The following is a 25,173-nucleotide window of genomic DNA, read 5'->3' as shown; positions in this document are numbered from 1 at the left end:
GTTCGAACCCAGCAGGGCTCACCATTTTCCCCATCGCTTGTCCTTTGCGCCGCACGGCTGGCGCGGCTATCGCTGCGGCCATGGCGTCTCCCACGATATCGATCTTTGCCCGGCTGCCGGTTCCGGGGCAGGCGAAGACGCGGTTGATCCCGGCTGTGGGTGAGGAAGGCGCGGCGCGGGTCTATGCGCGGCTGCTCAATCATACGGTGGCGCAGGTGCGGGCGAGCGGCGTGCCGTTCGCACTGCGTGTCACCGGGGGCGAGATGGCCGCGTTCGGCCAGCTTTTCGGCGGCGATGTCGCGGTCGCCGAACAGGGCGGGGGCGATCTCGGTGTGCGGATGGCTCGCGTGCCTGCGCCCGCGATCATCATCGGGAGCGATTGTCCGGGTGTGACGCCCGAACTGTTCCGCGTCGCTGCGCGCGAGCTTACGGAGCGCGAGGTCGTGATCGGCCCGGCGAGCGACGGAGGCTATTATCTGATCGGCCTCGCGCGCCCGATGCCGTTCCTGTTCGCGGATATGGCATGGAGCACCGACACGGTCTTCGCCGAGACGCTGGCCCGGCTGGCCGCGCGCGGGATCGGTCCGGCGATCCTCCCCGAACTCGACGATATCGACACGCCTGAAGACCTCGCGCGCTGGCCGGATTTCGCCCCGGACATGGAAGGATGAGCGTCGCGCTGGTGATCCCGGTGCTGGACGAGGCGAAGGCCTTGCCCGTGCTGGTCGAAAGGCTGGCCATGCTCGATCCAGCACCCGCCGACATCCTGATGGTCGATGGCGGGAGCGGGGACAATTCGGTCGCGATCGCGGGGGCGGCGGGCTGGCGCGTGATGACGGCGGAGCGGGGGCGGGCGCGGCAGATCAACGCGGGCGTATCGGAAGCGCGCGGCGATCTGGTCTGCGTGCTGCACGCCGACACGCTGCCGCCTGAGGATATGGTCGCGGTCATCGAAGGAACGCTCGCGGACGAGCGGGTCGCGCTGGCGGGCTTTACCCCGCGCATCTGCGGGCCGGACACGACCCGCTGGGTCACCACGGCGCACAACATCGTGAAGACATGGTACGCGCCGCTCCTCACCCGCCCGCATCTGTTCGTGCGTGGGGTGCGCCTCCTGTTCGGCGATCATGCGATGTTCTTCCGCCGCGCTGATTTCCTGACACTCGGCGGGTGCACGCCGGGCGATACGGTGATGGAGGAAGCCGATCTGTGCGTCCGTTTCGCGAAACTGGGTCGCGTGAAGCTGGTGCCTCGCTGGGTCGAGACATCCGACCGGCGCATCGCCGAATGGGGCGCGTGGAAGGCGAACTGGATCTATTTCAAGGTCGGGATGCTGTGGGCCTTCGGCCTGCGCGACCGGATGGCGAAGCATTACCCCGATGTACGCTGAAGCTTATCGCTCGGCCAGGAAGCCTGCCGCGATGCAATAGTCGATCAGGCGCCCGACATAGGCAGTGCCGGTTTCGGGGCAGGGAAGGCCGGTCATGGCGCGGAAGTCGGTGTCGTCGAAATGCGGATCGCGCTGGAAATAGCTGGCATAGAGCCCCGCCACCCGGCGGAACAGGCGCCGTTCGAGCGCGGGCAGCATGGCGGGCTCGAAACGCTCTGGCGGGACAAGCTCGGGCTCGTGGAAATGCGGATAGGCGCCGATGCAGCCGGTGAATTTCTCGACCGGAAGAGGCTGGCCGGAAACGAGGTGATAGGTCCCGCCCCTTGCCGCGTCCATCCGCCCGGCCAAGGCGACGATCCCGCGCGCGACATGGTCGATCGGCACGAAATCGAGGGTCGCGCCCTGACGCGCAGGCATGTGCCGTACGCGCCCTTCGGCGATCAGCTTGAAGGCGGCGTAGGTGGTGTCGAACTGGCGGATCGTGCCGGTGTCGGAGGCGCCGACCACGATCGAAGGGCGGGCGATCGCCCAGTCGAGGCCGGATGCGCGCACCAGCCGCTCGCCCGCCGCCTTGCTCGCTTCATAGCCATTGGCAAAGCCCGTTTCGGGTAGCGGGTCGCTCTCCCGGATCGGTCCGTCGCGCGTGCCGCAGACATAGGCGGTGGAGACGTGCAGCAGCTGCATCCCGCCCGCTTGCGCCAGCGCAATCGCATGGCGCGTGCCGGCGACGTTGACGGCTTCGTACTCTTCCTCCGTCAGGTCGAAACGGACGGTCGCGGCGCAGTGGATCAGGAGCTCGTGCGCCTCGGCGATCCTTGCGTAGTCCGCCTCGCTCCAGCCGAAGCGCTCTTGCGACACGTCGCCGGGAATCGTCTCGATCGCGACCGGAGACCCGTCATTCGCGCGGATGTCGTGGTTGCGGTGGACGAGCCCGGTCACCCGGTGCCCCACCGCCGTAAGGCGCGCGCAGACCTCGCCGCCCAAAAGGCCGGCGGCACCGGTGACGAGGATGGTCAGCAACAGGCTGCGGGTGCGGACGTGTCGGAGGCGAACCCGGTCGCGCCGAACGGCACGGCGACGCCGCAATCGGGGAAGACGCCGTAATGGGTCGCGAAATCGCCGAAGAAATCGAAATGCTCGGCAAAGCGCGTGTCGGCGAGCATCTTCCAGCTATTGCCGCAGATCGGGAACATCCGGCCCGCCTCGATATGATGATGGCCGTCGAGTTCGAAAACGCGCTCCTGCCCCGGAACCGTCCCGCGATAGCGCACGGCCTGTCCGTAATCCTCGCACTGGCTTTCCAGCCCCTCGAGCTTGAACAGGCGGTAGGTCGCCGAGTGGAAGGCGATCCCGTCGAGCTTGGCCTGCACCGCCTTATCGTCGATGCCGAGCGGGCGGCTGGTGACGAGGCGCGGGTCGAGGAATCCTGAGGATTTGGCGAGCGCCAGGAAATCGCCCCAATAGAGCGCGCCCGACAGGCATTCGCCGTGCAGGACCGGATCGTCACGCAAATTTTCGGGCACGCGCCGTTCGCTGTAGACGTCGCTGAAATAGAGTTCGCCGCCCGGCTTCAGCAGGCGATGCGCCGCTTCGAACACCGCGCGCTTGTCCGCGACGAGGTTGATGACGCAGTTCGAGACGATGACGTCGAACTGCCCTTCCGCGAGGTCGAGATCGCCCAGTTTCTCGATATCGCCTTCGAGGAAGCGTACGTTCGATTTTTCGTAACCGAAACGCTGGCGGTGCCAGTCCTCGTGCCCGCGCGCGACGGCGAGCTGTTCGGGCGTGGCATCGACGCCGGTGACCGAGCCTTCGGAACCGACCAGCTGCGCGAGGATATAAGCGTCCTGCCCGCTGCCCGAGCCCAGATCCAGCACGTGGCACCCCGCGATGGCCTGCGGCGCGACGAGGCCGCAGCCGTAATAGCGTGCCTTCACCTCCTCGTGCACATTGCGCAAAGCGGAGAGGATTTCGGCGGGCGGCGCCTCCATCGTGCAGCAGGCATCGGTCTTCAGATCGGAGGATCCGGCGAGGACCTTGCCGTAATAATCCTGCGAGTTTTCGAGATTCATCGGGTGCGGCCCTTATTGCGTATGCGGGTTCCGGTTCGCTTTGGCAGCTTTATCGGGTAGGCGACAAGCGATGAAATTCACCCATGACGTAATCGTGATCGGCGGCGGGGCCGGTGGGCTGACCGCGGCGGGCGGCTGCGCGCTGTTCGGATTGAAGGTGGCCCTGATCGAAGGGCACAAGATGGGCGGCGAATGCCTCAACAATGGCTGCGTCCCGTCGAAGGCCCTGCTCGCCGCCGCCAAGCGCGCCGCCGTGGCGCGCACGGGCGAGAGCATGGGCGTCAGGATCGCGCCGCCCGAAATCGACTGGAATGGCGTGATGGGCCAGGTCCGCCGCGCGATCGCGGATATCGAGCATCACGATTCGGTCGAGACGTTCGAGGCAATGGGCTGCGAGGTCATTTTGGGCCATGCGCGGCTGATGGGCAGGCACTCGGTCGAGGTCGCGAGACGGACGCTGAAAGCGCCGCGCATCGTCCTCGCGACCGGCTCGCACCCTTTCGTACCGCCGATCGCGGGGATCGACGGGGTGCCCTACCTCACCAACGAGACGATTTTCGAGATCGACGCGCGTCCCGATCACCTCCTTGTCGTCGGGGGCGGCAATATCGGGATGGAGATGGCCCAGGCCTTTCGCCGCCTCGGCAGCGAAGTGACGGTGATCGAGCCCGACGCGATCATGGGCCGCGACGATCCCGACAGCGTCGCAGTGGCGGTGGAGGCGCTGCGCGAAGAGGGCGTTCGCTTCGTCCATGGTGAGGCGAAAGCCGTGTCGGGCACGACCGGATCGATCCGTCTGGAGGTCGAGGGCGCGGAGGCGGTCGAGGGCACACACCTCCTGATCGCGACCGGGCGCACCGCACGGGTCGAGGGTTTCGGAGCGGAAGAGCTTGGTCTCGAACTCGGCAGGAACGGTTTCGCGGTCGACAAGCGGCGACGCACCAGCGTTCGCTCGATCTACGCCATCGGCGATTGCCGCGACGGGATCAGGCTCACCCATGTCGCGGGCTATGAAGGCTCCAACGTGGCTCTAGAGATCGTGACCGGCCTCCCGACCAAGGTGGATTATACCGCGCTGCCCTGGTGCACGTATACCGATCCCGAAATCGCGCAGATCGGCATGACCGAAAGCGACGCGCGCGAAAAGCACGGCGATGCGATCACGGTGGTGCGCGAGGAATTTTCCGAGAACGAACGCGCCGTCGCAGAAGGCGCGTCGCGGGGCCATCTCAAGCTCGTGATGAAGGGCAAGAAAGTGCTCGGCGCCAGCGCGGTGGGCGTGAATGCGGGCGAATTGCTGCTTCCGCTCGCCCAGACGATCACCGGCAAGACCAGCACGTTCGCGCTGGGGAGTGCCATCATCGCCTATCCGACCCGCAGCGAGATCCTGAAAGCCGCCGCCTTCAGCGCGTGGGAACCGACCGTGTTCGGTTCGCTGCCGAAGAAATATGCGGCCCTTGTCGCCAGAGTGAGACGGATATTCGCATGAACACCCGCACCAAATCCCGCGCCGCGCCCACCGGCCCGTCGCCCTTCGCGATCGAGGCGGCGGCGCTGCCGGTCGAGAAGTTTTCCGATCCCGAAATCACGGCCAAAGGCGAGCCGCGCGCCCATGTTCCGCTGACCCGGCTCGACACGCTGTGGTTCAACACCGGAACCCTGTGCAATCTCGCCTGCGCCAGCTGCTATATCGAAAGCAGCCCGACCAACGACGCGCTGGTCTATATCGCGGCGAAACATGTCGCGCGTTTCCTCGACGAGATCGAAAGCGAGGGGATGAAGACGCGCGAGATCGGCTTCACCGGGGGCGAGCCGTTCATGAACCCGGATATGCTCGCCATGCTGGAGGACACGCTCGATCGGGGGTTCGACGCGCTCGTTCTGACGAATGCGATGAAGCCGATGCGGCGGCGCGAGGCGGCGCTGGTCGCGCTGCGCAAAAGGCATGGGGACCGCCTGACGCTGCGCGTCAGCCTCGATCATCATACGCAGACCGTCCACGAGGCCGAACGCGGACCGCGCAGCTGGGACGCGGCGATGGAGGGGCTACGCTGGCTGTCGCGCGAGGGCTTTTCGCTCGCGGTAGCCGGACGCCTGCTGCCGGGCGAGGGCGAGGCGGAAGCGCGCCAGCATTACGCCGCCCTGTTCGACCGCGAAGGAATCGATGTCGCCGCGCAGGACCCGATGCGCCTCGTGCTGTTCCCCGAAATGGACGAGAGCAAGGACATCGCCGAGATCACCACCGCCTGCTGGTCGATCCTCGACAAGTCGCCCAGCGACGTGATGTGCGCGACCAGCCGCATGGTCGTCCACCGCAAGGGCGAAGCCGCGCCGCGCGTCGCAGCCTGTACGCTGATTCCCTACGATTCGGGTTTCGACATGGGCGGGGATCTGAAGGAAGCCTCGCGCGAGGTTTCGCTCAACCACCCCCATTGCGCCCGCTTCTGCGTGCTGGGCGGGGCGAGCTGTTCGGCCTGATATAGCCACAAATGATAATTCGGGGACATTCCCGGCCCCCGAACGTTGAGCGGGCATGTTCTTCGAAAACACGCTTCTCGATCTGGTCGCGCGCGGCTTCATCCTCGCTGCCATCGGCATATTCTGGGTGGTGGTCCTCATCCGCCTGAACGGGCTGCGATCGCTGTCCAAGATGACGAATTTCGACTTCATCATGACGATCGCCTTGGGATCGCTGCTGGCAACGGCCGCAGGGGCGGACACCTGGGAGGTGTTCGGTCAGTCGCTCGCCGCGCAGGCCGCCCTGTTCTTCGTCCAATGGAGCACTGCGCAATTGCGGCAGAGTTCGGACACGGTGGAAACGGCGATGCAGAACGCGCCCATCTTCCTGATGCGGGACGGCGAGTTCTGCGAAGACGCGCTGGAGGAAACTCGGGTCGCGAAAAGCGACGTGATCGCCAAGCTGCGAGAAGCCAATGCGCTCGAACTAAGCAAGGTCAGGGCCGTCGTGCTGGAGACCACCGGCGACGTCTCCGTCCTTCACGGAGACAGGATCGACGAACGCCTGATCGAGAATATTCGCACGGCCTGAGCCGCCGCGTCAGGCTTTGCGCGCATCCAGCCACCGCGCGAGCGCCACGCCGCCGGTGATGAGGAACGGCACCAGCACCACGCTGAGCGTGACCTTCGCGATCACCTGTCCGATCAGCAGCGGCGTGATGTCGAACTGGCCATAAAAGGCGAGCGTCACGAAGATCACCGAATCGATCGTCTGGCTGAGCGCCGACGCGATCGCGCCACGGATCATCAGGGCCACGGTCCCGCCTTCGCCTTCTCCGCGCAGGCGCGAGAAGATCCACACATTGAGCAGCAGCGAGACGATGTAGGCCGCCGGACCCGCCGCCATGATGCGCGGGGTTTGCGTCAGCACGCGTTCGAACGCGGCGAGGTCCTCGCCGCGATACTGGACCATGTCGGGCGCGGCAGGCAGTTGCAGCACCAGCAGGATCAGCCCCGCCGATATCGCGAGCGGCAGAAAGCCGAACCAGACCAGCCGCTTGGCGAGTTTCTCACCATAGAGCTGGGCGATCGTGCTCGATATCGCGACGAGCAGGAGAAAGGCGAAAATGCCTGCCTCGACCGCCAGATCGGTCGGCCACAGCCGGACCTGCTTGAACGCCAGCACGCCTGCCAGCACCGTCATCCCGCCATAGAGCAGAGTATAGACGAACAGACCCAATGGCATGGAGGCGGGCATGGTCGCGGCATTGGCGCGGGCGATGTTGTGCGGCTCGCTCATGGCAGGGCGGACTCCGGTTCGTGGCTTACGTTTATGTGTGCTTCTCTGGTCGCGAAATTGACTAACGCGGCGCCGCGCGCAAGAGAGCGGACGGTTTCGTCCGCAATTACCCGATTCCAGTATTGGCGCGAAAGGCCCACATGCCGCCCATCATCTACAGCCTGCTCGGTATCGTCGCGATCCTCGCCATCGCGTTTCTGCTTTCGACCGGCAAGCGCCGGATCAAACTGCGCGTGGTGGCGGCCGCCTTCGCCCTGCAGGCGCTGATGGCGTTCCTCGTGCTCGCCACGAGCGGCGGGCGCGCGGTGATCCGCGCCATGTCGGACGGGGTGGCGGCGCTGCTGTCCTATGCCGATCAGGGCACCGCCTTCCTGTTCGGCGCGGCGGAGAACAATCCGCTGTCGAACACCTTCGCGCTGGCCGCACTGCCGGTCATCATCTTCTTCGCGGCGTTGGTTTCGATCCTCTATCACCTCGGTATCATGCAGCGGGTCGTGCGCTGGGTGGGCGGGGCGATCGGCTGGGTGACGGGTATCTCCAAGGTCGAATCGCTGGGCGCGGCGGCGAACATCTTCGTCGGCCAGTCGGAAAGCCCGCTGGTGGTCCGCCCCTATCTCGCCGCGCTGGCGCCCAGCCGGTTGTTCACGCTGATGACGGTGGGGATGGCAGGCGTCGCGGGCACGATCCTGGCCGCCTATGCCGGGTTGCTCGGTCCCGAATATCTGCCCTTCCTGCTCGCCGCCGCCTTCATGTCCGCACCCGGCGGCATCCTTATGGCGAAGATCATCATGCCCGACGATGGCGACCCGTCGCCCGAAGCCGAAGGCGAGCTGGTCCTTCCCGCCACGCGTATCAGCGGTGACGGCCCTGCCGCCATCACCGAGGGCGACAAGGCGCACGAAGTGGAGGTCGCCGAAACCTTCGAGGAAGGGCATCGCCCCGCGAATGTGATCGAGGCGGCGGCGCAAGGCGCGCAGACCGGCGTCAAGCTGGCCGTGGCCGTCGGCGCGATGGTGCTGGCCTTCGTGGCGCTCGTGGCGCTCGCCAATGGACTGCTCGGCGTGGTCGGCGGCTGGTTCGGCTATGAAGCGCTCTCGTTCCAGATGGTGCTCGGCTGGGTGTTCGCCCCCGTCATGTTCCTGATCGGAATCCCCGAATGGAGCCAGGCGCAGGTCGCGGGCGGATTGTTCGGGACCAAGATCGTCCTCAACGAATTCGTCGCCTTCATCGAACTGGGCGCGATCGATGCGGGCACGCTGACCGAACGCAGCCGCGCCATCGTCACCTTCGCGCTGTGCGGCTTTGCCAATTTCAGCTCGATAGCGATCCAGATGGCGGTGACCGGCGGGCTGGCCCCGAACCAGCGCCCGGTGATCGCCCGCCTGGGCCTGCGCGCGCTGGCCGCCGGGTCGCTCGCCAATCTGATGAGCGCCGCGCTCGCCGGCCTGTTCCTCCCTTATTAGAGTCGCCGTCATGTCCGAGATCGCTTCCGTATCGCTTGCTCGCCCGCTCGACGAAATCGCCGACGAGCTGGGCCGCTCCTTCGCCGAATACGGTTTCGGCGTGGTGCGCGATCACGGCATCCCGCAGGACCTGATCGAGCGGGCGGAGGCGCTGTCGAAGCAATTCTTCGCGCTGCCCGATGCGACCAAGCGCCAGTACAAGATCGAAGGCGGCGGCGGCGCGCGCGGCTATACGCCTTTCGGGACGGAAAAGGCGAAGGACGCCGAGGTCCACGACCTCAAGGAATTCTGGCATGTCGGGCGCGAATTGCCCGAAGGCCACGCCCTGTCGCAATTCATGGCGCCGAATGTCTGGCCGGACGAGGTCGAGGGCTTTCGCGAGACCTTTTCAGACCTCTATGCCGCGTTCGAGGCGGCAGGTGCGCGCATCCTGGAGGCGATCGCGCTGCACCTCGACCTGCCGCGCGATTTCTTCGCCGCGACGGTGGAGGACGGCAATTCGGTGATGCGCCTGCTGCGCTATCCCCCGCTGGAGGGCAAGGAAGCGGAAGGCGCAATCCGGGCCGCCGCGCATGGCGACATCAACACCATCACGCTGCTGCTCGGCGCGGAGGAAGCGGGTCTCGAACTGCTGACCACAGAGGGCGAATGGCTGGCGGTCGCTCCGCCGGAAGGCGCGCTGGTCGTCAATATCGGCGACATGCTCGACCGGCTCACCAATGGGCGCCTGCGTTCGACCACCCACCGCGTTGTCAATCCGAGCGGGGAGGCGGCCTATCGGGCGCGCTATTCCATGCCCTTCTTCCTGCATTTCCGGCCCGACTATGTGATCGAGACCTTGCCGTCCTGCGTCGATGAAAACGCCAGGGAGTCCGTTCCCGAACCGATTTCGAGCCATGATTTCCTGATGCAGCGCCTGCGCGAGATCAATCTGGCCTGATTTATTGCATCGCAGCATGTCCGAGGGGCAATTGCGCCCGCGCTTGTAAAAATCTTATCCTGTTGCGATTTTGGCACACATAATAAGCGCTGATATTCAGGCGCTTAGCATGAATGCTGCGATGGGGTCACGGTGCGCCCTATCTTGTAATCACGCTGTCATAAAACGATAGCTTGAGCGTCACGAACCCCGCCTAGCGGGGGATTCGCAACAACGCACTCGACCCGTTTCCGATCCGAATTTTCTTCGCTTTCAAGCTGAGGGGCTTTCTCACATGAAGATGAAATACCTGCTGGCCGCATCCGTCGTCAGCCTCACCGCCGGCGCCGCCCTGGTCGCCACGCCCGCCGCCGCGCAGCAGATCACGTCCGGTGTGCAGGGCTTCGTCACCGACGAGGCCGGAACCCCGCTCTCGGCCGCGCAGGTCGTCGTTACCGACACCCGCACCGGCACCAGCCGCACGCTGACCGCTGGCGAAGACGGCTCTTTCCGCGTCGACAGCCTCGTCACCGGCGGCCCCTACACCGTCACGGCGACCGCGCCCGGCTATGAAGGCCAGTCGGTCGAAGACGTCTTCATCAACCTGCAGGGCAACGCCCAGCTGACCTTCTCGTTGTCCAGCGCCGCCACCGCGGATGCGGAAAACGTGATCGTCGTCACCGGCGCGCGCGTCCAGCTCAGCCAGCGCGCCATCGGTCCGGGCCAGTCCTTCGGCGAAGAGACGCTCGAAGCCTTCCCGTCGATCAGCCGCGACATCCGCGACATCATCCGCATCGACCCGCGCGTCAGCCTCGACCGTTCGAACGAAGTCGATCGCGTGTCCTGCCTCGGCGGCAACGACCGCACCAACGCCTTCACCGTCGACGGTATCGCGCAGTCGGACCTTTTCGGCCTGAACGGCACGCCCTTCGCCAGCCGCAACTCCCTGCCGCTCCCCTATGACGCGATCCGCGAAACCTCGGTCGAATTCGCGCCGTTCGACGTGCAGTACGGCCAGTTCACGGGCTGTGCGATCAACGTCGTCACCAAGTCGGGCCAGAACGATTTCCACGGCTCGGCCTTCTTCACCTATGCCGATGACAGCCTCCAGGGCGACAGCATCGAAGGCACCAATTTCGCCGGTGCGCCCTATGAAGAGAAGCGCTGGGGCGCCACGCTCGGCGGTCCGATCGTTCCCGATCGTCTGTTCTTCTTCCTGGGCTACGAAGAAACCGATCTCGGCGACAGCCAGCTGACCGGCCTTCCGGGCCAGGGCTATGCCAACGAAGTCGACTTCGTTACCCAGGCGCAGTTCGACCGCTTCTCGAACATCCTGAGCAGCGTCTACGGTTTCGACAGCGGCGGTCAGGCGACCTCGCTCGCCGAGAACAGCAAGCGCTATTTCGGCCGCATCGACGCCTACATCACCGAGAACCAGCGTCTCGAAGCCACCTATCAGCGGCTTGAGGAAATTAACGTCGAGGAAGACGATTTCTCGCTCAACAATCGCATCTTCACCGGCCTCAACAGCTTCGAGGAAGAAGGCACGACGAGCGACTATTACTCGCTGCGCCTCTATTCCGACTGGTCGGACACCTTCACCACGGAAATCCGCGCCAGCCGCGCCGAAGTGCAGGACGTCCAGGGCCCCGTCGGTGGCGGCGAGGCACAGAGCGATGCGCCGATGCCGCGCTTCGTGGTCGGCGTGAACAATAACGGCAATAACGGCTCGATCGTAGCCGGGCCGGGTTTCTCGCGCACCTCGAACGACCTCAAGACCACCGTCACCCAGCTGAAGGCGCTCGCCCGCATCAACGCCGATGCGCACACGATCACGATCGGTGGCGAGTTCAACGAACTCGACGTGTTCAACCTGTTCGCGCAGAACTCGACCGGGACGCTGACCTTCAACAATCTCGACGATTTCGCGAACGGCATCCTGTCGGGCGGCACCAACACCTTCCCCGATGGCGACGCCATCAATGCGGGTCAGGCGGCTGGCGCCTATGGCAACTTCACCGCGACCGGCGACATCAACGATGCCGCCGCGAACTGGAAGCGCCGCACTTGGACGATGTATGCGCAGGACGAATGGCAGGCGACCGAACAGCTTGGCATCGTCGCCGGCGTGCGCGTCGAATGGCTGTCGGGCGATGCTCCGGATGCGAACCCTGCCTTCTTCAACCGCTATGGGTTCACGAACGCCAACGGCTTCGGCAAGATCGACCCGGTCGTCCTGCCGCGCCTCGGCCTGACCTATGACGTCTATAATGACGGGTTCATCCGCAACACCCAGATCAAGGGCGGCGTCGGCCGGTTCACCGGTGGCGATCCGGCGGTGTATTTCTCGAACGCGTTCTCGAACAACGGCTTCGCGGTCGGCTTCGGCCAGACCGGACGGGACGGCTGCTTCGTCGGCACCCGTGCCGACGTGACCAACGGCAACACCTTCACCGGCGTCCCCGGCTGCGTCGTCAGCAATGCGGCGGCCCAGTCCGCTCGCGGCCTCGCCGATACGCAGTCGACCGATCCGAACTTCAAGCAGCCGACCGTATGGCGCGCCAATCTCGGTCTCTCGACCGAGTTCGGCACCCAGGGCGGTTTCTTCGCCGACTGGCGCCTGAACCTCGACTTCATCTACAGCCGGTTCCAAAACCCGGTCGATTTCGTCGATCTGTCGCAGGTCGTCGACACGCGTTTCGGCGTGAACGGCTTCAGTGTGGACGGGCGTCCGATCTACCGTGCGATCGATCCCACCGCGAACGGGTGTAACGCCACTCTCCTCAATCAGGGTGGCCGTCCGCCGCAATATGCCAACGTCACTGCCGCCTGCTTCAACACCAGCCGCGACGATGAAATCCAGCTGACCAATGGCGAGGATTTCGAAAGCAAGATCGCGTCGGTCGTGCTGAGCAAGCGTTGGAACCGCGGCCTGTTCACCGATGGTGGCGGCGTCAACTTCAACATCGGCTATGCCTACACCGATGCGCAGAACAACCGCTATTCGAACAGCTCCACCGCGACGTCGAGCTTCGACATCGTGGCCGCTGCCGACCGGCAGCGTGTCGACGTGGCGACGGGCGAATTCGAGAACCGTCACAACATCACGGCGGCGCTCAACTTCCGTGAAGCGTTCTTCGGCGATTACGACACCAGCTTCGGCTTCGTCTTCCGTGCCAGCTCGGGCCGTCCGTATTCGATCGTGTTCCAGAACGCGTCGAGCGCGGTGTTCAACGACAGTGCCAGCGGCAATTTCAACTCGCTGCTCTATGTCCCGACCGGCCCGAACGATCCGAATGTGGTGTTCTCGAACGCGAACTTCGCCAATGCGGTCGACCAGTTCGTTTCGGCGAACGACTGCCTGAACGATTTCCGCGGCCAGACGGTCGAGCGTAACAGCTGCCGGAACGACTGGTTCTACGACCTCGATCTGCGTTTCGGCCAGGAAATCCCCGGTCCGATGAGCGCGTTCGGCCTGCGTAAGGACAGCCTGCGCCTGACCGTCGATTTCGACAACTTCCTGAACCTGCTCGACAGCGGTGCGAACGTACGGCGTTCGTACGGCTATTCCGAAGCGCTGGTTCGCGGCAATATCGACTCGCAGGGTCGCTACGTCTACTCGCCCGGTGGCGGCGTGTACGATGCGGCCAGCAATACGGTCGGCCTGCGTGACCAGTTCATCGGCGTCTCGTCCTCGCTGTGGAAGATCCAGCTCGGCATCAGCTACGAGTTCTAAGCGACGAACCTATTGCGTCTCTGGCATGACACGAGCGGCGGCCCTCCTTCCAAAGGGGGGCCGCCGTTTGCGTTGCGATGGAGGAACATCGTCAGCGCGCTGCGCGTTCGCTTTAGCGTGACGGATACCACGCCCTTCAGCGCCACGCGCCGCAAGCCCAATCCCTGGGTTATTGCCGGTGTTGTGGTTATCCATGTCGCGCTGTTCTACGGCCTGATCCGTGCGCTGGCGCCGAGCGCGGTGCAGTCGGTGGAGCGGTCGGTCGTCTCGGCATTCACGGTGACGGTGACGACCCCTGAAGAGCCGCCTCCGCCGCCGCCCCTGGAGGAAGCGGAGGAAGAACCGGCCGCCGAAGGCGCGCAGGGCGATCCGGGGAGGGAGGCGGTTCCTCAGCCGGTCACCGCGCCGTCACCCCCGCAACCCCTTCGCCGCGATCCGCCCGCGCCGCGCGCGTCCTCGACCGGGAGCGAAACCCGGTCCGGCGCGACTGCTGAGGGCGACGGTACGGGTGCGGCCGGAAGCGGTGACGGCACGGGCAGCGGCCGTTCGGGCAGCGGGCAGGGCAGTGGCGGGGATGGCGGCGGTGCCGTCACCCGGCCCAGCGTAAGGTCAGGCTCGATCGACGCGGTGAGGGATTTCCCGCCTCCTCCGGGCGGACGGGACGTGCGGGCCGGCACCTCGGTCACGGTGCTGTTCACGGTCGGTCCCGATGGGCGCGCCTATGATTGCAGCGTGGCGCAACCGGGCCCCGATCCGCAGACCAATGCGCTGGTCTGCCCGTTGGTGGTTGAGCGGATCCGCTTCAATCCGGCCCGCAACGCCCAGGGCGAGCCCGTCGCGGCGCGCTATGGCTGGCGTCAGGAATTCTTCCGCGCGCGGCGTTAGCTGCGGTCGAGTTCGCCGAACTTGCCCAGCATCCGGCGCAATTCGTCCTTGCCATACGGCTTGGTCAGGACGCCTTGTGCGCCGATTTCCTCGAGCTTGTCCGCCATTTCGCCATAGCCGGTCGCCAGCCAGAACGGGACGCCCAGCTCGACGAGCTTCCTCGCCACCGGCTCGCTCGATTCGGTGCCGAGATTGTAGTCGAGCACGGCAAGATCGAATTGGGTCCCTTCGAGCGCTTTCAGCGCAGTGGAAACCTTGGCGGCGATGGTGACCTCCGCGACGCCGAGATCGCGCAGCGTCTCTTCGGTATCCATCGCGATGATCATGCCGTCTTCGACGATCAGCACTTGGCCCGGAAGGACACTGACGGTTTCGTTTTCGCCGGACCCTTCCTTGCGGTTCGGGCGATCGCGCATGGCCGCTTCCTTTTCGTCGATCCGGCCCTTGTGGGTGATGAAGCGACCGGGAATCCAGAATTCGGCCTCGACGCCGGATAGTTTGAAATCGAGATCCGCCCGTCCGTTCAATTCGAAGGGGATGGATTTCTCGATGATCGTGCTGCCGAAACCGCGCCGCTCGGGCGCGCGCACCGGGGGGCCCCCGGTCTCTTTCCAGCAGATCGTCATGCCGCTCTCGTCGCAGGCGATCTCGACCGACAGCCTGCCGCTTTGATCGCACAACGACCCGTATTTGGCGGAATTGGTCATCATCTCGTGGATGACGAGCGCGAGCACGGTATAGGCTTCGGGCGAGATCAACGCCTCGTCCCCGACGATCGCAATACGATCGAGCTTGCCCGAGACATAGGCCTCGGCCTCCGTCTCGATCAGTTCCGTGACCGAGGCTGCCGACCAGTTCTCGCGCGTGATATTGTCGTGCGCGCTGGCGAGCGCGTTGATGCGCCCCCCGATCAGGCGGGCGAATTCGTCGACATTCACCGCTTCATGGCGGGACTGGTTGATGAGGCCGCGGATGAGGTTGAGAATGTTGCGGACACGGTGGTTCAGTTCCGCGATCAGCAATTCCTGCTGGCGCTGGGCCTTGGCCCGCTCGTTCGCCAGCTCGTCCGTCACACGCAGGATAACTTCGAGCAGGGTCACGCGCAGGCTTTCGACCAGGCTCAGTTCGACCTCGGTCCAATCCGCGCTCTTGCCGGTTACCGATTCCTGCCACGCCTCGAAGCTCTTTCGAGGCGTGAGGCGCGTACCGTTGGGGCCGACCTCGACCGGTTTTTCGGGATTGCCGGCCCAGGTGACGGTCTGCTTCAATTCGCGGCGCCACAGGATGACGTAGTCCCGCGGACTGCGCGAAACCGGAATGATCAGAGCACCTACCGCCCGGTCGGCAAATTTCGCGGCGGCAGGAATACGCTTGGCCAGACTGTCCGAAGCGATCGTGCGGCTGGTGGCGGAGGAATTGAGCGCAGGCATAAGCGCCATGAATCCGGCCTCGTCGGGCGCCGAGCCGACCGCGCGGTATTCGCCGTCGACATAGGCGCTGATCCCGTCATGCGGGATGGCGCGCCGGATGATCGGGCGCAATGTGGGGAGCGCTTCGACCAGCGATTCCCCGCCCGCGATGGCGCGCATCAGCTGGTCGTGCAGCGAGCGGCCCGCTTCCTGGACCGACGAGCGCTCTTTCCCGATCATCCGCTCCGCCGACAGGGAGAATAGTTCGGAGAATAGTTCCGCTGCGGTGCGCAGCGAGTAGGGCAGCACACGCGGCGCGTAATGGTGGCACGCGAACAGCCCCCACAATTTCCCTTCGATCACGATCGAGATCGAAAGCGAGGCGCGCACGCCCATATTGACCAGATATTCGATATGGATCGGCGAAACCGCACGCAGCGTGCTCATCGAAAGATCGAGCGGCGTGCCTTCAGCGCCAATCTGCGGTTCGATCGGCACCGGCTTGGCGAGCGTATCGCTGATGATGCGGAAGCGATTGCGCAGATAGAGGCGCCGCGCCTGCTGGGGAATGTCGGTGCGCGGATAGCGCAGGCCGTGGAAGCTTTCGTACCCGTCCTCGACCGATTCCGCGATGACGGCGCCGCTTTCGTCGGGCTGGAAGCGATAGACCATCACCCGGTCGAACCCGAGCAGATCGCGGAGGCGATCGGCGGCTTGCTGGCACAGGTCCAGCAGGTCGTCCGACAGTTCGAGCTGCCGCAGGATCGGCTGGAGCATCCGCAATTGCCGATCCATCTCCTCCGATGCGCTCGGCTCGATCTCGATTATGGTCAGGCTTTCAGAGCAATGGATGGCGCAGTCGAACGGACCCTTGCCGCCGACGAGATGGACGGCGAACAGCCGTTCGACGCTCGTCGGATCGCGCAGCAAGCCGCTGGCGCGCCCGATCGCGGCCATGGCCTCGGACGTGAACAGGGCGTTGAGCTGGGTTCCGATCTCGGGCGATTTCCCGATCCCCAAAATCTCCGCGAAATTGACGGAATAATGCGCGATCATTCCATCGGTCGTCACCGCGATTAGCGCGCCGAAATCCTGGATGGCACCGATCTGGTGGATCGGCTCACGATCGCAATTCGTCAGATCGACGGATTCGATATCGACATGGTCGTTCATGCCGCGTGCTCCAGCGGTTCGAGCGCGTGGAGGAAGCAGGCGAACACCGCATGGGCGGCGAGTACTGCGCGCTGCGCGCTCGCGGAATCCACCTCGGCTTCAAGGCGAGGACGAAGGTCCTTGAAAAAGGAGGGCATGGCAGCGTCGGAGAGGAATTTATCCGGTCCGTCCAGCCCCGCTTTGCGCCGCTGTGCGAGCATGGCGCGATTGCCTAGCGACGATCCGGCCAGCGCCCATTGCAGGCCGACCGGATCGGCCTTTGCGGGCATGGAGAAGGACGGGCCGACAGGAGGCGTCTCTGCGCCGAGAGCGGCCAGATCGGATGCTATCAGGGGCGTTTGGGCAGGGGGCGAGTCTTCGTCCACCAAACTTGCTGCGATCCAGTCCTCGATCGGCTTGCGGGCCCGATATTGCGTCGCCAGGAAACGTGCGTAATCGCGCGGAGAAGCCAGAGCCTCGCCCCCCAGTGCGCGATCGAGCCTGTCATGCACCGATGCGGTTTCGCGCCTCAACACGCTTCTCAAATTCGAACGTTCAGTGCGACCCATGAAAACCCGTTTTGCCCCTCCAGTGTCGCGAGCGTCTCCGTCCCAGGACACGCGTGACAGCCATGCAAATATCTGACGAGCACCTGCTTACCGGTAACGCAGCCCACCCGCGCACAATAAGCAAGAGCGCGAAAGCAGCCAATTAGTTCCGAGAAAACGGAAATTTAGCGGGGAAAGCCTGACTTGCTGTTACGGTGTCAGCAGTTTCTGTCCCTTGTCGCGGATCGCGCCCGCAATCATCGGCTCGACGAAAGACAGGGCCGGGGGCAGATCGACCTCGAAAACGACCTGCGCGTCCTCGATCAGGACCCGCCCGTCGATCCCCTGACCCATGGCGCGGACGGAAAGGTCCATCCGGTCCTCATTGGGCCAGCCGGTGGTGACATCGGCCATGCCGCCGGGAATGAAATTCGCGATTTCGTGGCTGCGTTCGCGCAGGCGGCGGCGCACTTCTTCCTTGGGGAGGGTGTGGGCGATGGGCACGCGCATCAGCTCTTGTTCTCCAACTGCGGACTGGTCTCGGCCCCTTCGCCGAATTTGTAGTCGAGATAGCGGTGTTTGATCGCCAGATCGTCAAGCGAACCCTCGGCGAGCTGGCGGGTGATCGAATCGATCTCGCCGCTGATCTTCGCAAGGCTGTCGGTCAACTGCTCGTCGGGCGTGGCGCCCGCGCGCTTCTCGGTGCGCAGATTGGCGGGAATCCTGCGATAGCTGTCGATCATCTCGGGCAATTGCTCGCCCACCAGGCTGCGCACTTCGCGCGCCTTGGGGTGGTTCTGGTCGAGACCGTCCAGTTGCAGGCCGAGTGCATCGAGCTGCACACCCATATCGCTGACGATCTTGGCCGCCGGCGGGGGCAGCGCGGGCCGCTGCGCTTCGAGCCACAACTCGGTGCGGCTGACCATCTGCTGGACATTGCCTTTGTTGATGTCGGCGCGCTTGGGCGTCTTGATCTTCGGATAACTGGAGAAGATGGCGGTTGCGATGGCCGTCGCGACGACGACAGCCATTACACCCCAAAAGCCGATGCCGCTGAAGATCGCTCCGGCAATTCCTGCACCCACCCAGATGGTGGCCACCGCGATCACGAGATTGCGCACCTTCTTCATCAGGTGATCGCGTTTCACCTTGGCTGAGCCCTGCCCGATGGAGGGCGCGCGGCGGTGGCGACCGCCTTCGCGGTTGTCGCGCACCAGCGCCTTGCCTTCGGACAGGATGCGCTCGCTATCGCGGGTGAGGTCGTTCACGTTCGCGCCCTCAGCCTTCGATGCTCAACAGGCCGCTCTCGGCGACCTGGCGCTGAGCCTGGTTCTGGCCTTCGGCGCGGGCGATATAGCCCTTCGACTTTTCCACCTCGCTCGAAAGCACGGTAACGGTCTGCTTCATCGAATCGAGCGCGCGCAGCTTGAACTGGTCGACCTCGTCCATAGTGTCGTAGATGTTCTGGAAGGCGCGCTGGAGCGTTTCCAGGGGGATCGTGCTGGCGGCAGCCTGTTCGTGGATCTTGCCCGTCTGCTCGCGCAGCATGGTCGAGGTGCTGTCGATGATCCCCGCCGTCGTTTCGTTGAGCGCGGTGATCTGACCGAGGACGAGGCGCTGATTGGTCATCGCCTCGGCCACGGTCACCGCCGTGCGCAGCGCGCCGACTGTGGTGGTGCTGGCGCGATCGACGCCCTTTACCAGCTCGACATTGTTCTTCTTGACGAGGTCGAGCGCGAGATAGCCCTGCACGCTCACCGCCATCTGCGTCAGCAGGTCCTGCGTGCGCTGGCGGACGTAGAACAGCGCGGTCTCGCGCACCGCCTTGGCCTTGGCCGGATCGGTCGCGTCGAGTTCGGCGGCCTTCTCCTCCAGCTTTTCGTCCAGCGTCTTGGAGATGTGGATCATCTGTTCGAGATTGCCCATCGCCTCCCACAATTTCTGCCGCTCCACGTCGATCGCGGCATTGTCCATGATCAGCTCGTCCTTGCCGCTGGCGAGGTTGGAGAGGATCGACTGGATGTGGGTCTGCGCGCTCTGATAGCTGCGGAAATAATTGGTCAGTTTGTTGCCGAACGGGATGATGCCGAGGATCTTGCGCGTGCCCGACAATTTGCCACGTTTGCCGGGATCGAGGTCCTCGACCACGCGGCGCAGTTCGGCGAGGTTGGCGCCGACGCCCTCGTCCTTGTCCATCGCGCGCACGGGCCGGTCGAGGAAGCGGTTGGACATGCCCGCCGCCGCCATGATTTCTTTGCGGCCCATATTGGTGAGCTGGTCCACCTTCTTGCCGAATTCGGGCGAATTGGCATCCGAGGCGATCAGGTCACTGACGAAGCCGTCAACCTTGGTTTCCAGCTTCGATTTCACTTCGTCGCTGACGGGAACGAGCCCGGCGGCCTTTTCCGGCGCGACCTGGGGGACCGGATCGGGCGGGGTCAGATCGAAAGCGGGTTCCGTTTTCGTCGCGACCGGGCTGGCGGCGCTTCCGGTCGCGGTTTCTGTCTTGAGCATATCAGCCATGAATTCGTCCTTTACCCCATTATGGCGGCTGCAAGTGTGTTATGCAAATAAAACGGCCCATCGAAGCCGATCGGCTGCGGTCTCCCCGCCGCCTATCACCTTGCAGCTAATCTCTTTTGCAATCTATGGGATCGTTCCGGTCCAAGGCAAGATGGAGCATCGATGGCCAGCGCGCCGAACTCGACGAACGCAAGCGATGCCAAACCGTCCGACAGCGATCCGACGCCGTCGGGCTGGATGGATCGGGTCGTCAACACGCGGCTGGAGACCTGGCGCCGGTGGTGGCGGGTCGCGGTGCTGGAGACGGTCGATCAGGAAGCGGTGATCGAGAAGCGACGCGAAGAGGCCTACACCTCGCCGCGTTACCTGTTCATGCTGGCGATGTCGGCGGGGATCGCGATCCTGGGCCTACTGCTGTCCTCGCCTGCCGTGGTGATCGGCGCCATGCTGATCGCGCCGCTGATGGGCCCGATCATCGGCGCGGGCTTTGCGCTGGCGATCGGTGACTATAGCTGGCTGCGCGGATCGGCGGTGGCGCTGGCGGCGGGCACGGTGCTTGGCGTGGCGCTGACCGCACTGATCGTGTTCGTCTCGCCCCTGCAGACCGTGACGCCCGAAATCGCCGCGCGGACCCAGCCGAACCTGTTCGACCTCGCCGTGGCGGTCTTTTCGGCTCTCGCGGGTGCCTATTCCATGATCCGGGGGCGCGAGGGCACCATCGTCGGCGTCGCCATCGCCACCGCATTGATGCCGCCTCTGGGCGTGGTCGGGTTCGGCCTGGCGACTGCCAATTGGACGGTCTTTTCGGGCGCGCTGCTGCTTTACGTCACCAATCTGATGACGATCGCCCTCGTCGCCACGATCATGGCGCGGATCTACGGGTTCAGCGCCCGCCTGTCGGAAAAGCAGACGCGGTGGCAGACGGCGCTGATCATTGCGGTTTTCGTGGGGCTCGCGGTCCCGCTGTTCTTCTCGCTCAGGCAGATCGTGTGGGAGACGAATGCCGCGCGCATCATCCGCACCACGGTGCTCGACGAGGCGGGCAGCGACGCGCGGTTGAGCCATATCGAGTTCGACCTCGATGCCGACCCGGTGACGGTCTCCGCCACGGTGCTGACGCCCAATCCACGATCCTCCGCCGAGCAGGACAGCGAGGCGGCGCTGGCCTCGCGATTGCATCGTCCGATCGATCTGACGCTCACCCAGTTCCGGGTGGGCACGGGGGCCGAGGCGGAAGCGATCGAGCTGTTGCGCGCGCGCGAGGACAGCCAGCGCGCGCTGAGCGAGGAAAGTCGCTCGCTTGCCGAGCGCATGGCACTGATCGCCGGGGTCGATCCGGGCGAGGTCACGGTGGATGCGGAGGCGCGCCGCGCCGTCGTTCGCGCGGCCCGCATTCCCGGCGCGGGAATGGCGACCTATCGCGCGCTCGAGACGCGTATCCAGGACGCATCGCCGGACTGGACGGTCAGGATCGAGCCGCCTCTGCTCGCGCTTCCGACGATCCCCTTCGACGGGCAGGACCTGACCGCCGCCGGACGCGATGCGCTCAATCTCGTGGCCTGGGCCGCTTCGCGCAGGGGGCAGCCGGTCAGCCTGACCGGGGGATCGAGCGAGACCCGCGCCATCGCGGCGCAATTGCTCGAAGAGGCGGGAATTGCCTCGGTCCCGGTGGTCGGCGGGCCGGTCATGCAGGCCGGTTGGGCAGACGAGCTTGAGGACGACGCGGCGCCGCCCTCCTGACCCAGGAGATCAGGCGGCGAGGTCCAGCGGCTGGATCTCGCCCGACAGATACAGCTTCTTCGCCTTGGCGCGGCTCAACTTGCCCGAACTGGTGCGCGGCAGGCTGCGCGGCGGGACCAGTTCGACGACGCAGTTCATTCCCGTGACGCCGCGAACCTTGTCCGCGATCTGATTGCGCAGCTTGATCCGCTCTTCAGGCTCCGACACGCGGCAATGGACCAGCACGGCGGGCGCTTCCTCGCCATTGTCGGTCTCGACCGAGAAGGCGGCGATATCGCCGTGATTGAAGCCCGGCAGCTGTTCCACCGCCCATTCGATATCCTGCGGCCAGTGGTTCTTGCCGTTGATGATGATCATGTCCTTCGCGCGTCCGACGATGAACAGATACCCATCGGCCATGTAGCCCATGTCGCCGGTGTCGAGCCAGACTTCGCCGTCCGCATTGGCGACGAGGCAATCATCGGTCGCTTCCTCGTTGCGGAAATAGGAATGCATCACGCTCTTGCCCCGGCACCAGACCTTGCCGATCTGGTGATCGCCGCGCGGGTTATCGTCCTCCCCGCGAATTTCGACTTCCATCCCTGGCAGCGGGCGCCCGCAATTGACGATGGCGCGATAGCGGGCGGGGCGCGAAAGATCGCGCGGACGGCCCGACAGGCGCTCTTCCTCGACCAGCTCGACGCGGATCCCCTCGCCCGGCGGCATCACCGTGACGGCCAAGGTCGCTTCGGCGAGGCCGTAGCTCGGCGTGAAGGCACTCGCCCGGAAACCCGCCCCGGCAAAGGCGTTGACGAAATTCTGCATCACGTCGGGCCGGATCATGTCCGCGCCATTGCCCGCCGTGCGCCAGCGCGACAGGTCCAGCCGCTCGGCGACATTGGACTGGCTCGAGATGCGGCGCGCGCAGATGTCGTAACCGAAGGTCGGCGAATAGCTGAGCGTGTTGCCTTGGTTGCGGCTGATCAGGTCGAGCCAGGCGAGGGGACGCCGCGCGAAATGTTCGGTCCTGATGTAATCGACCGACGCCTGGTTGGCGATCGGCGACAGGAAACAGCCGACGAGGCCCATGTCGTGATACCAGGGCAGCCAGCTGACCACCCGGTCGTTCTCGCCCAGATTCACGCCGCTCGCATGGCCATAGAGATTGTGCAGCAGCGCTTCGTGGGTGACCGCGACCCCGGTGGGGAAGCGCGTCGAGCCCGAGGAATATTGGAGGTAGCAGATATCCTGCGGGTCCGCTTCGGGCAGGTCGGTTTCGGGATCGGGGCGCTCACTGAAATCTTCCCAGCTTTGCCCTTCGCATCCCTGCCGCTCCGCCGCCGCGCCCGCCATTTCGGCGATTTCCGCCGGATAGATCAGGATCTTTGGGTCGCTGCTGTCGAGCTGCACCGACAATTGCTCGATATACCCCTCCTTGCCGCCGAAGCCGGTCGGCAGGGGTAGGGGAACCGGCCAGGCACCCGCATAGATACAGCCGCAGAACAGGGCGGCGAATTCCGCGCCGGTTTCCGCGACGAGGGCCACGCGGTCGCCCTTCGCGATCCCCATCGCCGCGAATTGGCGCGCGGCCTTCATCGCGTCCGCGCGCATTTCGCTATAGGGATAGACCCGTTCCAGCGTGCCGCGCATATCGTGGAAATTGAGTCCCTTTTCGCTCCTCGCGGCATAGTCGATCGCCTCGGCAAAGGTCGCGAAATCGGATCGGCGGCGGGGCAGATCGCAATCGTTCGGCGTCGGCATAGGCGTCGGCGTCTGGGCGTCGTCACTCATAGGCTTGCAGATATCCGTGAAAATACAGGGCCTTGCGGCATCCCTTGAGAAAGCAGGCCCGCATGTCTCCCGAATGCGTCCTGCGATAAACTTTCCCCTTTGATAAGGACTGTGGCATCAATATGGCAAATGCGACCGGATAGCGACTCCCAGAGACGAGAGGCCGGCCATCGCGGCAGGCGGCGTGAACGCAAGGTTCGCCCGCTCGACGAGACGCGTCTTCAGGAAATGGCGCTCGCCTATGTCGCCCGTTTCGCGACCAGCGCGGGAAAATTGCGGGCCTATCTGCGCCGCAAGCTGCGCGAGCGCGGCTGGGTCGAGGATGCGCCCGAGCCCGATATCGACGCACTCGTGACGAGCTATGTCGAGAAGGGCTATGTCGACGACGAGGGCTATGCGCGGGCCAAGAGCGCGGGGCTTCTGAACCGGGGATATGGCGCCCGCCGGGTCGAACAGCAATTGCATGCGGCAGGCATCGGCGAAGGCCTGCGCGCGCGCTTCGCGCCCGATGAATTCGCGCGGCGCGAGGCCGTGGTCGCGCTCGCCCGCAAGCGACGGTTCGGCCCGTTCTCGAGGGAGGGCGCCCGATCGGAAACCCGTGCGAGCGAGGATTGGGCGAAACAGCGCGAAAAGCAGCTTGCGGCGTTGATCCGCGCGGGCCATGATTTCGACCATGCCCGCAAGGTTATCGACGCGAGCGATCCCGCATCTCTGGACGAATGGGTCGACGAGGCCCGGGAAGAGGAATTTCCGACATGATCCGCGCTCCGCTGTGTTTTGCCCTATCCTGTTTCGCCGCGCTGCCTCTCGTCGCCTGCTCGCCCCAGGCGCAGCCGCAGGCCGAAGCGAGCGCGAAGACGATGCAGGCGGCGATGCAATCATCGACACATCCGGTCTCCGGGCTCGAAGTGATCCCGGTGACGGTGCGCTCGGATGACGGGGTCCACCGCTTCCGGGCCGAGGTCGCCGCCTCGCCCGAAGCGCAGAATCGCGGGCTGATGTTCCGCACCGAGCTGGGGCCGGATGAAGGCATGATCTTCCCCAGCGATCCGCCCCAGGCGCGCAGCTTCTGGATGAAGAACACGCCGCTGCCGCTCGACATCATCTTCATCGGCACTGACGGTCGCATTCTCAACATCGCCGCGATGACGACTCCCTATTCGCTCGATTCGGTCGTCTCTGCGGGCGTGGCGAGCGCCGTGCTGGAATTGAACGGCGGGCGGGCCGAGGAGCTGGGGATCGAAGCGGGCGATCAGGTCGAATGGTAGGACGCGTCGCATTGCCCTCGACCCAATCGGCGCCGACGGTGCCGCAAGCGCGACCGCGCGCCGCGGCCAATGCCGCGTAGCCAAGCGCGCGAAGGCGCGCGCCGACGCTTGAGGCCCATAACAAAAACGGCTAACCGCGCGCCATGAACTTCCTCGGCAAGATCTTCACCTGGTGGAACGGCGCCACGCTCGGCACGCTGTTCTGGAGCTGGCGCAACGGCGAACAGGTGGGCAGTGATGCGCAGGGCAATCGCTATTTCCGTTCCAAGCCCAAGAAGGGTCAGCGCGAACGCCGTTGGGTGATTTACGAAGGCGCCAACGACGCCAGCCGCGTCCCTGCCGAATGGCATGGCTGGCTGCACGGCGCGTTCGACGACGTGCCCGAAAGCAATCTGCCGCCGTCGCGCATCTGGGAAGCCGATTATACCCCCAACGCCACCGGCACTGTGACGGCCTATCGCCCGGCTGGCGCCCTGGAGCGGGGCGGCCAGCGGGCGCGTGCGGCGGGCGATTACGAAGCCTGGACGCCGGACGCCTGAGC

The 25,173-nt window shown here is 65.0% G+C and carries 22 protein-coding genes; 13 read left to right on the top strand and 9 right to left on the bottom strand.

All coding sequences use genetic code 11. The features are described 5' to 3' along the window. Nucleotides 1–80 precede the first annotated feature (80 nt). Nucleotides 81–671, top strand: coding sequence for a TIGR04282 family arsenosugar biosynthesis glycosyltransferase (locus tag GRI47_RS10100; RefSeq protein WP_160661108.1), 591 nt, complete (start codon nt 81–83; stop codon nt 669–671). Then, complete coding sequence (locus GRI47_RS10095) at nt 668–1,390, top strand: glycosyltransferase (protein WP_160661107.1); 723 nt, start codon at nt 668–670, stop codon at nt 1,388–1,390. Before GRI47_RS10100 ends, GRI47_RS10095 begins: the two co-directional genes overlap by 4 nt. Nucleotides 1,391–1,393: 3 nt before the next feature. Here the strand turns inward: GRI47_RS10095 and GRI47_RS10090 are convergent, their stop codons facing one another. Both GRI47_RS10090 and GRI47_RS10085 read right to left on the bottom strand, forming a co-directional pair. Next, nucleotides 1,394–2,410 carry an SDR family oxidoreductase gene (locus GRI47_RS10090; protein WP_160661106.1) on the bottom strand — a complete coding sequence of 339 codons (1,017 nt, stop codon included), beginning with the start codon at nt 2,408–2,410 and terminating at the stop codon, nt 1,394–1,396. Then, nucleotides 2,404–3,462 (bottom strand): methyltransferase domain-containing protein, encoded by a 1,059-nt coding sequence (locus GRI47_RS10085; protein ID WP_160661105.1) that lies wholly within the window; start codon nt 3,460–3,462, stop codon nt 2,404–2,406. Before GRI47_RS10085 ends, GRI47_RS10090 begins: the two co-directional genes overlap by 7 nt. A gap of 70 nt (nt 3,463–3,532) precedes the next feature. On the opposite strand from GRI47_RS10085, the gene GRI47_RS10080 reads away from it, so the two are divergent. The 3 genes from GRI47_RS10080 to GRI47_RS10070 are packed head-to-tail and all read left to right on the top strand — an operon-like array spanning nt 3,533 to nt 6,511. Continuing rightward, the gene (locus GRI47_RS10080) at nt 3,533–4,951 is read left to right on the top strand and encodes a dihydrolipoyl dehydrogenase family protein (RefSeq protein ID WP_160661104.1); all 1,419 of its coding nucleotides are present in this window, start codon (nt 3,533–3,535) and stop codon (nt 4,949–4,951) included. After that, nucleotides 4,948–5,940 carry a radical SAM protein gene (locus tag GRI47_RS10075; RefSeq protein WP_160661103.1) on the top strand — a complete coding sequence of 331 codons (993 nt, stop codon included), beginning with the start codon at nt 4,948–4,950 and terminating at the stop codon, nt 5,938–5,940. Before GRI47_RS10080 ends, GRI47_RS10075 begins: the two co-directional genes overlap by 4 nt. 55 nt (nt 5,941–5,995) lie before the next feature. Then, a complete protein-coding gene (locus GRI47_RS10070) occupies nt 5,996–6,511 on the top strand; it encodes a DUF421 domain-containing protein (RefSeq protein ID WP_160661102.1) in 516 nt (171 codons plus the stop codon). A 9-nt stretch (nt 6,512–6,520) separates the two neighbouring features. Here GRI47_RS10070 and GRI47_RS10065 read toward each other — a convergent pair whose 3' ends face one another. Then, nucleotides 6,521–7,219 (bottom strand): queuosine precursor transporter, encoded by a 699-nt coding sequence (locus GRI47_RS10065; protein ID WP_160661101.1) that lies wholly within the window; start codon nt 7,217–7,219, stop codon nt 6,521–6,523. 140 nt (nt 7,220–7,359) lie between these two features. Between GRI47_RS10065 and GRI47_RS10060 the strand changes: the two genes are divergently transcribed. From GRI47_RS10060 to GRI47_RS10045, 4 genes are all read left to right on the top strand, one after another. After that, complete coding sequence (locus GRI47_RS10060; protein WP_160661100.1) at nt 7,360–8,682, top strand: NupC/NupG family nucleoside CNT transporter; 1,323 nt, start codon at nt 7,360–7,362, stop codon at nt 8,680–8,682. Nucleotides 8,683–8,692: 10 nt separating this feature from the next. Then, nucleotides 8,693–9,622: an isopenicillin N synthase family dioxygenase gene (locus GRI47_RS10055; protein ID WP_160661099.1), complete on the top strand. Its 930-nt coding sequence runs from the start codon at nt 8,693–8,695 to the stop codon at nt 9,620–9,622. Nucleotides 9,623–9,896: 274 nt separating this feature from the next. Then, nucleotides 9,897–13,337, top strand: a complete 3,441-nt coding sequence (locus GRI47_RS10050) for a TonB-dependent receptor (protein ID WP_160661098.1) — start codon at nt 9,897–9,899, stop codon at nt 13,335–13,337. Nucleotides 13,338–13,454: 117 nt separating this feature from the next. Next, a complete protein-coding gene (locus GRI47_RS10045) occupies nt 13,455–14,222 on the top strand; it encodes a hypothetical protein (protein WP_160661097.1) in 768 nt (255 codons plus the stop codon). Here the strand turns inward: GRI47_RS10045 and GRI47_RS10040 are convergent. The 5 genes from GRI47_RS10040 to GRI47_RS10020 all read right to left on the bottom strand — a co-directional run bounded on the left by GRI47_RS10040 (nt 14,219) and on the right by GRI47_RS10020 (nt 19,845). Further along, a complete protein-coding gene (locus GRI47_RS10040) occupies nt 14,219–16,804 on the bottom strand; it encodes an HWE histidine kinase domain-containing protein (RefSeq protein ID WP_160661096.1) in 2,586 nt (861 codons plus the stop codon). The genes GRI47_RS10045 and GRI47_RS10040 overlap by 4 nt on opposite strands. Continuing rightward, nucleotides 16,801–17,316: a biliverdin-producing heme oxygenase gene (locus GRI47_RS10035; RefSeq protein WP_160661095.1), complete on the bottom strand. Its 516-nt coding sequence runs from the start codon at nt 17,314–17,316 to the stop codon at nt 16,801–16,803. The genes GRI47_RS10040 and GRI47_RS10035 overlap by 4 nt, the downstream gene beginning before the upstream one ends. A gap of 225 nt (nt 17,317–17,541) precedes the next feature. Continuing rightward, the gene (locus GRI47_RS10030) at nt 17,542–17,841 is read right to left on the bottom strand and encodes a polyhydroxyalkanoic acid system family protein (protein WP_160661094.1); all 300 of its coding nucleotides are present in this window, start codon (nt 17,839–17,841) and stop codon (nt 17,542–17,544) included. Then, nucleotides 17,841–18,599 (bottom strand): MFS transporter, encoded by a 759-nt coding sequence (locus GRI47_RS10025; protein WP_160661093.1) that lies wholly within the window; start codon nt 18,597–18,599, stop codon nt 17,841–17,843. The genes GRI47_RS10030 and GRI47_RS10025 overlap by 1 nt, the downstream gene beginning before the upstream one ends. Nucleotides 18,600–18,609: 10 nt before the next feature. Continuing rightward, nucleotides 18,610–19,845 (bottom strand): toxic anion resistance protein, encoded by a 1,236-nt coding sequence (locus tag GRI47_RS10020; RefSeq protein ID WP_419956997.1) that lies wholly within the window; start codon nt 19,843–19,845, stop codon nt 18,610–18,612. A gap of 171 nt (nt 19,846–20,016) precedes the next feature. Here GRI47_RS10020 and GRI47_RS10015 point away from each other — a divergent pair, with 171 nt between their 5' ends. Then, nucleotides 20,017–21,594, top strand: coding sequence for a DUF389 domain-containing protein (locus GRI47_RS10015; RefSeq protein ID WP_160661092.1), 1,578 nt, complete (start codon nt 20,017–20,019; stop codon nt 21,592–21,594). A 9-nt stretch (nt 21,595–21,603) separates the two neighbouring features. Here GRI47_RS10015 and GRI47_RS10010 read toward each other — a convergent pair whose 3' ends face one another. After that, nucleotides 21,604–23,364, bottom strand: a complete 1,761-nt coding sequence (locus tag GRI47_RS10010; RefSeq protein ID WP_160661091.1) for a fatty acyl-AMP ligase — start codon at nt 23,362–23,364, stop codon at nt 21,604–21,606. 129 nt (nt 23,365–23,493) lie between these two features. Here GRI47_RS10010 and GRI47_RS10005 point away from each other — a divergent pair, with 129 nt between their 5' ends. The 3 genes from GRI47_RS10005 (at nt 23,494) to GRI47_RS09995 (ending at nt 25,171) form a co-directional block, all read left to right on the top strand. Beyond that, nucleotides 23,494–24,123, top strand: a complete 630-nt coding sequence (locus tag GRI47_RS10005; protein WP_160661090.1) for a regulatory protein RecX — start codon at nt 23,494–23,496, stop codon at nt 24,121–24,123. Further along, a complete protein-coding gene (locus tag GRI47_RS10000) occupies nt 24,120–24,632 on the top strand; it encodes a DUF192 domain-containing protein (RefSeq protein ID WP_160661089.1) in 513 nt (170 codons plus the stop codon). Before GRI47_RS10005 ends, GRI47_RS10000 begins: the two co-directional genes overlap by 4 nt. Before the next feature lie 143 nt (nt 24,633–24,775). Continuing rightward, complete coding sequence (locus GRI47_RS09995; RefSeq protein WP_160661088.1) at nt 24,776–25,171, top strand: NADH:ubiquinone oxidoreductase subunit NDUFA12; 396 nt, start codon at nt 24,776–24,778, stop codon at nt 25,169–25,171. Nucleotides 25,172–25,173: the final 2 nt, after the last annotated feature.

This window comes from Qipengyuania pelagi (assembly GCF_009827295.1).
Taxonomy (GTDB): Bacteria; Pseudomonadota; Alphaproteobacteria; order Sphingomonadales; family Sphingomonadaceae; genus Qipengyuania; species Qipengyuania pelagi.
Note: the sequence above shows the minus strand (reverse complement) of the source record. Positions and strands in the feature narration are given on the sequence as shown.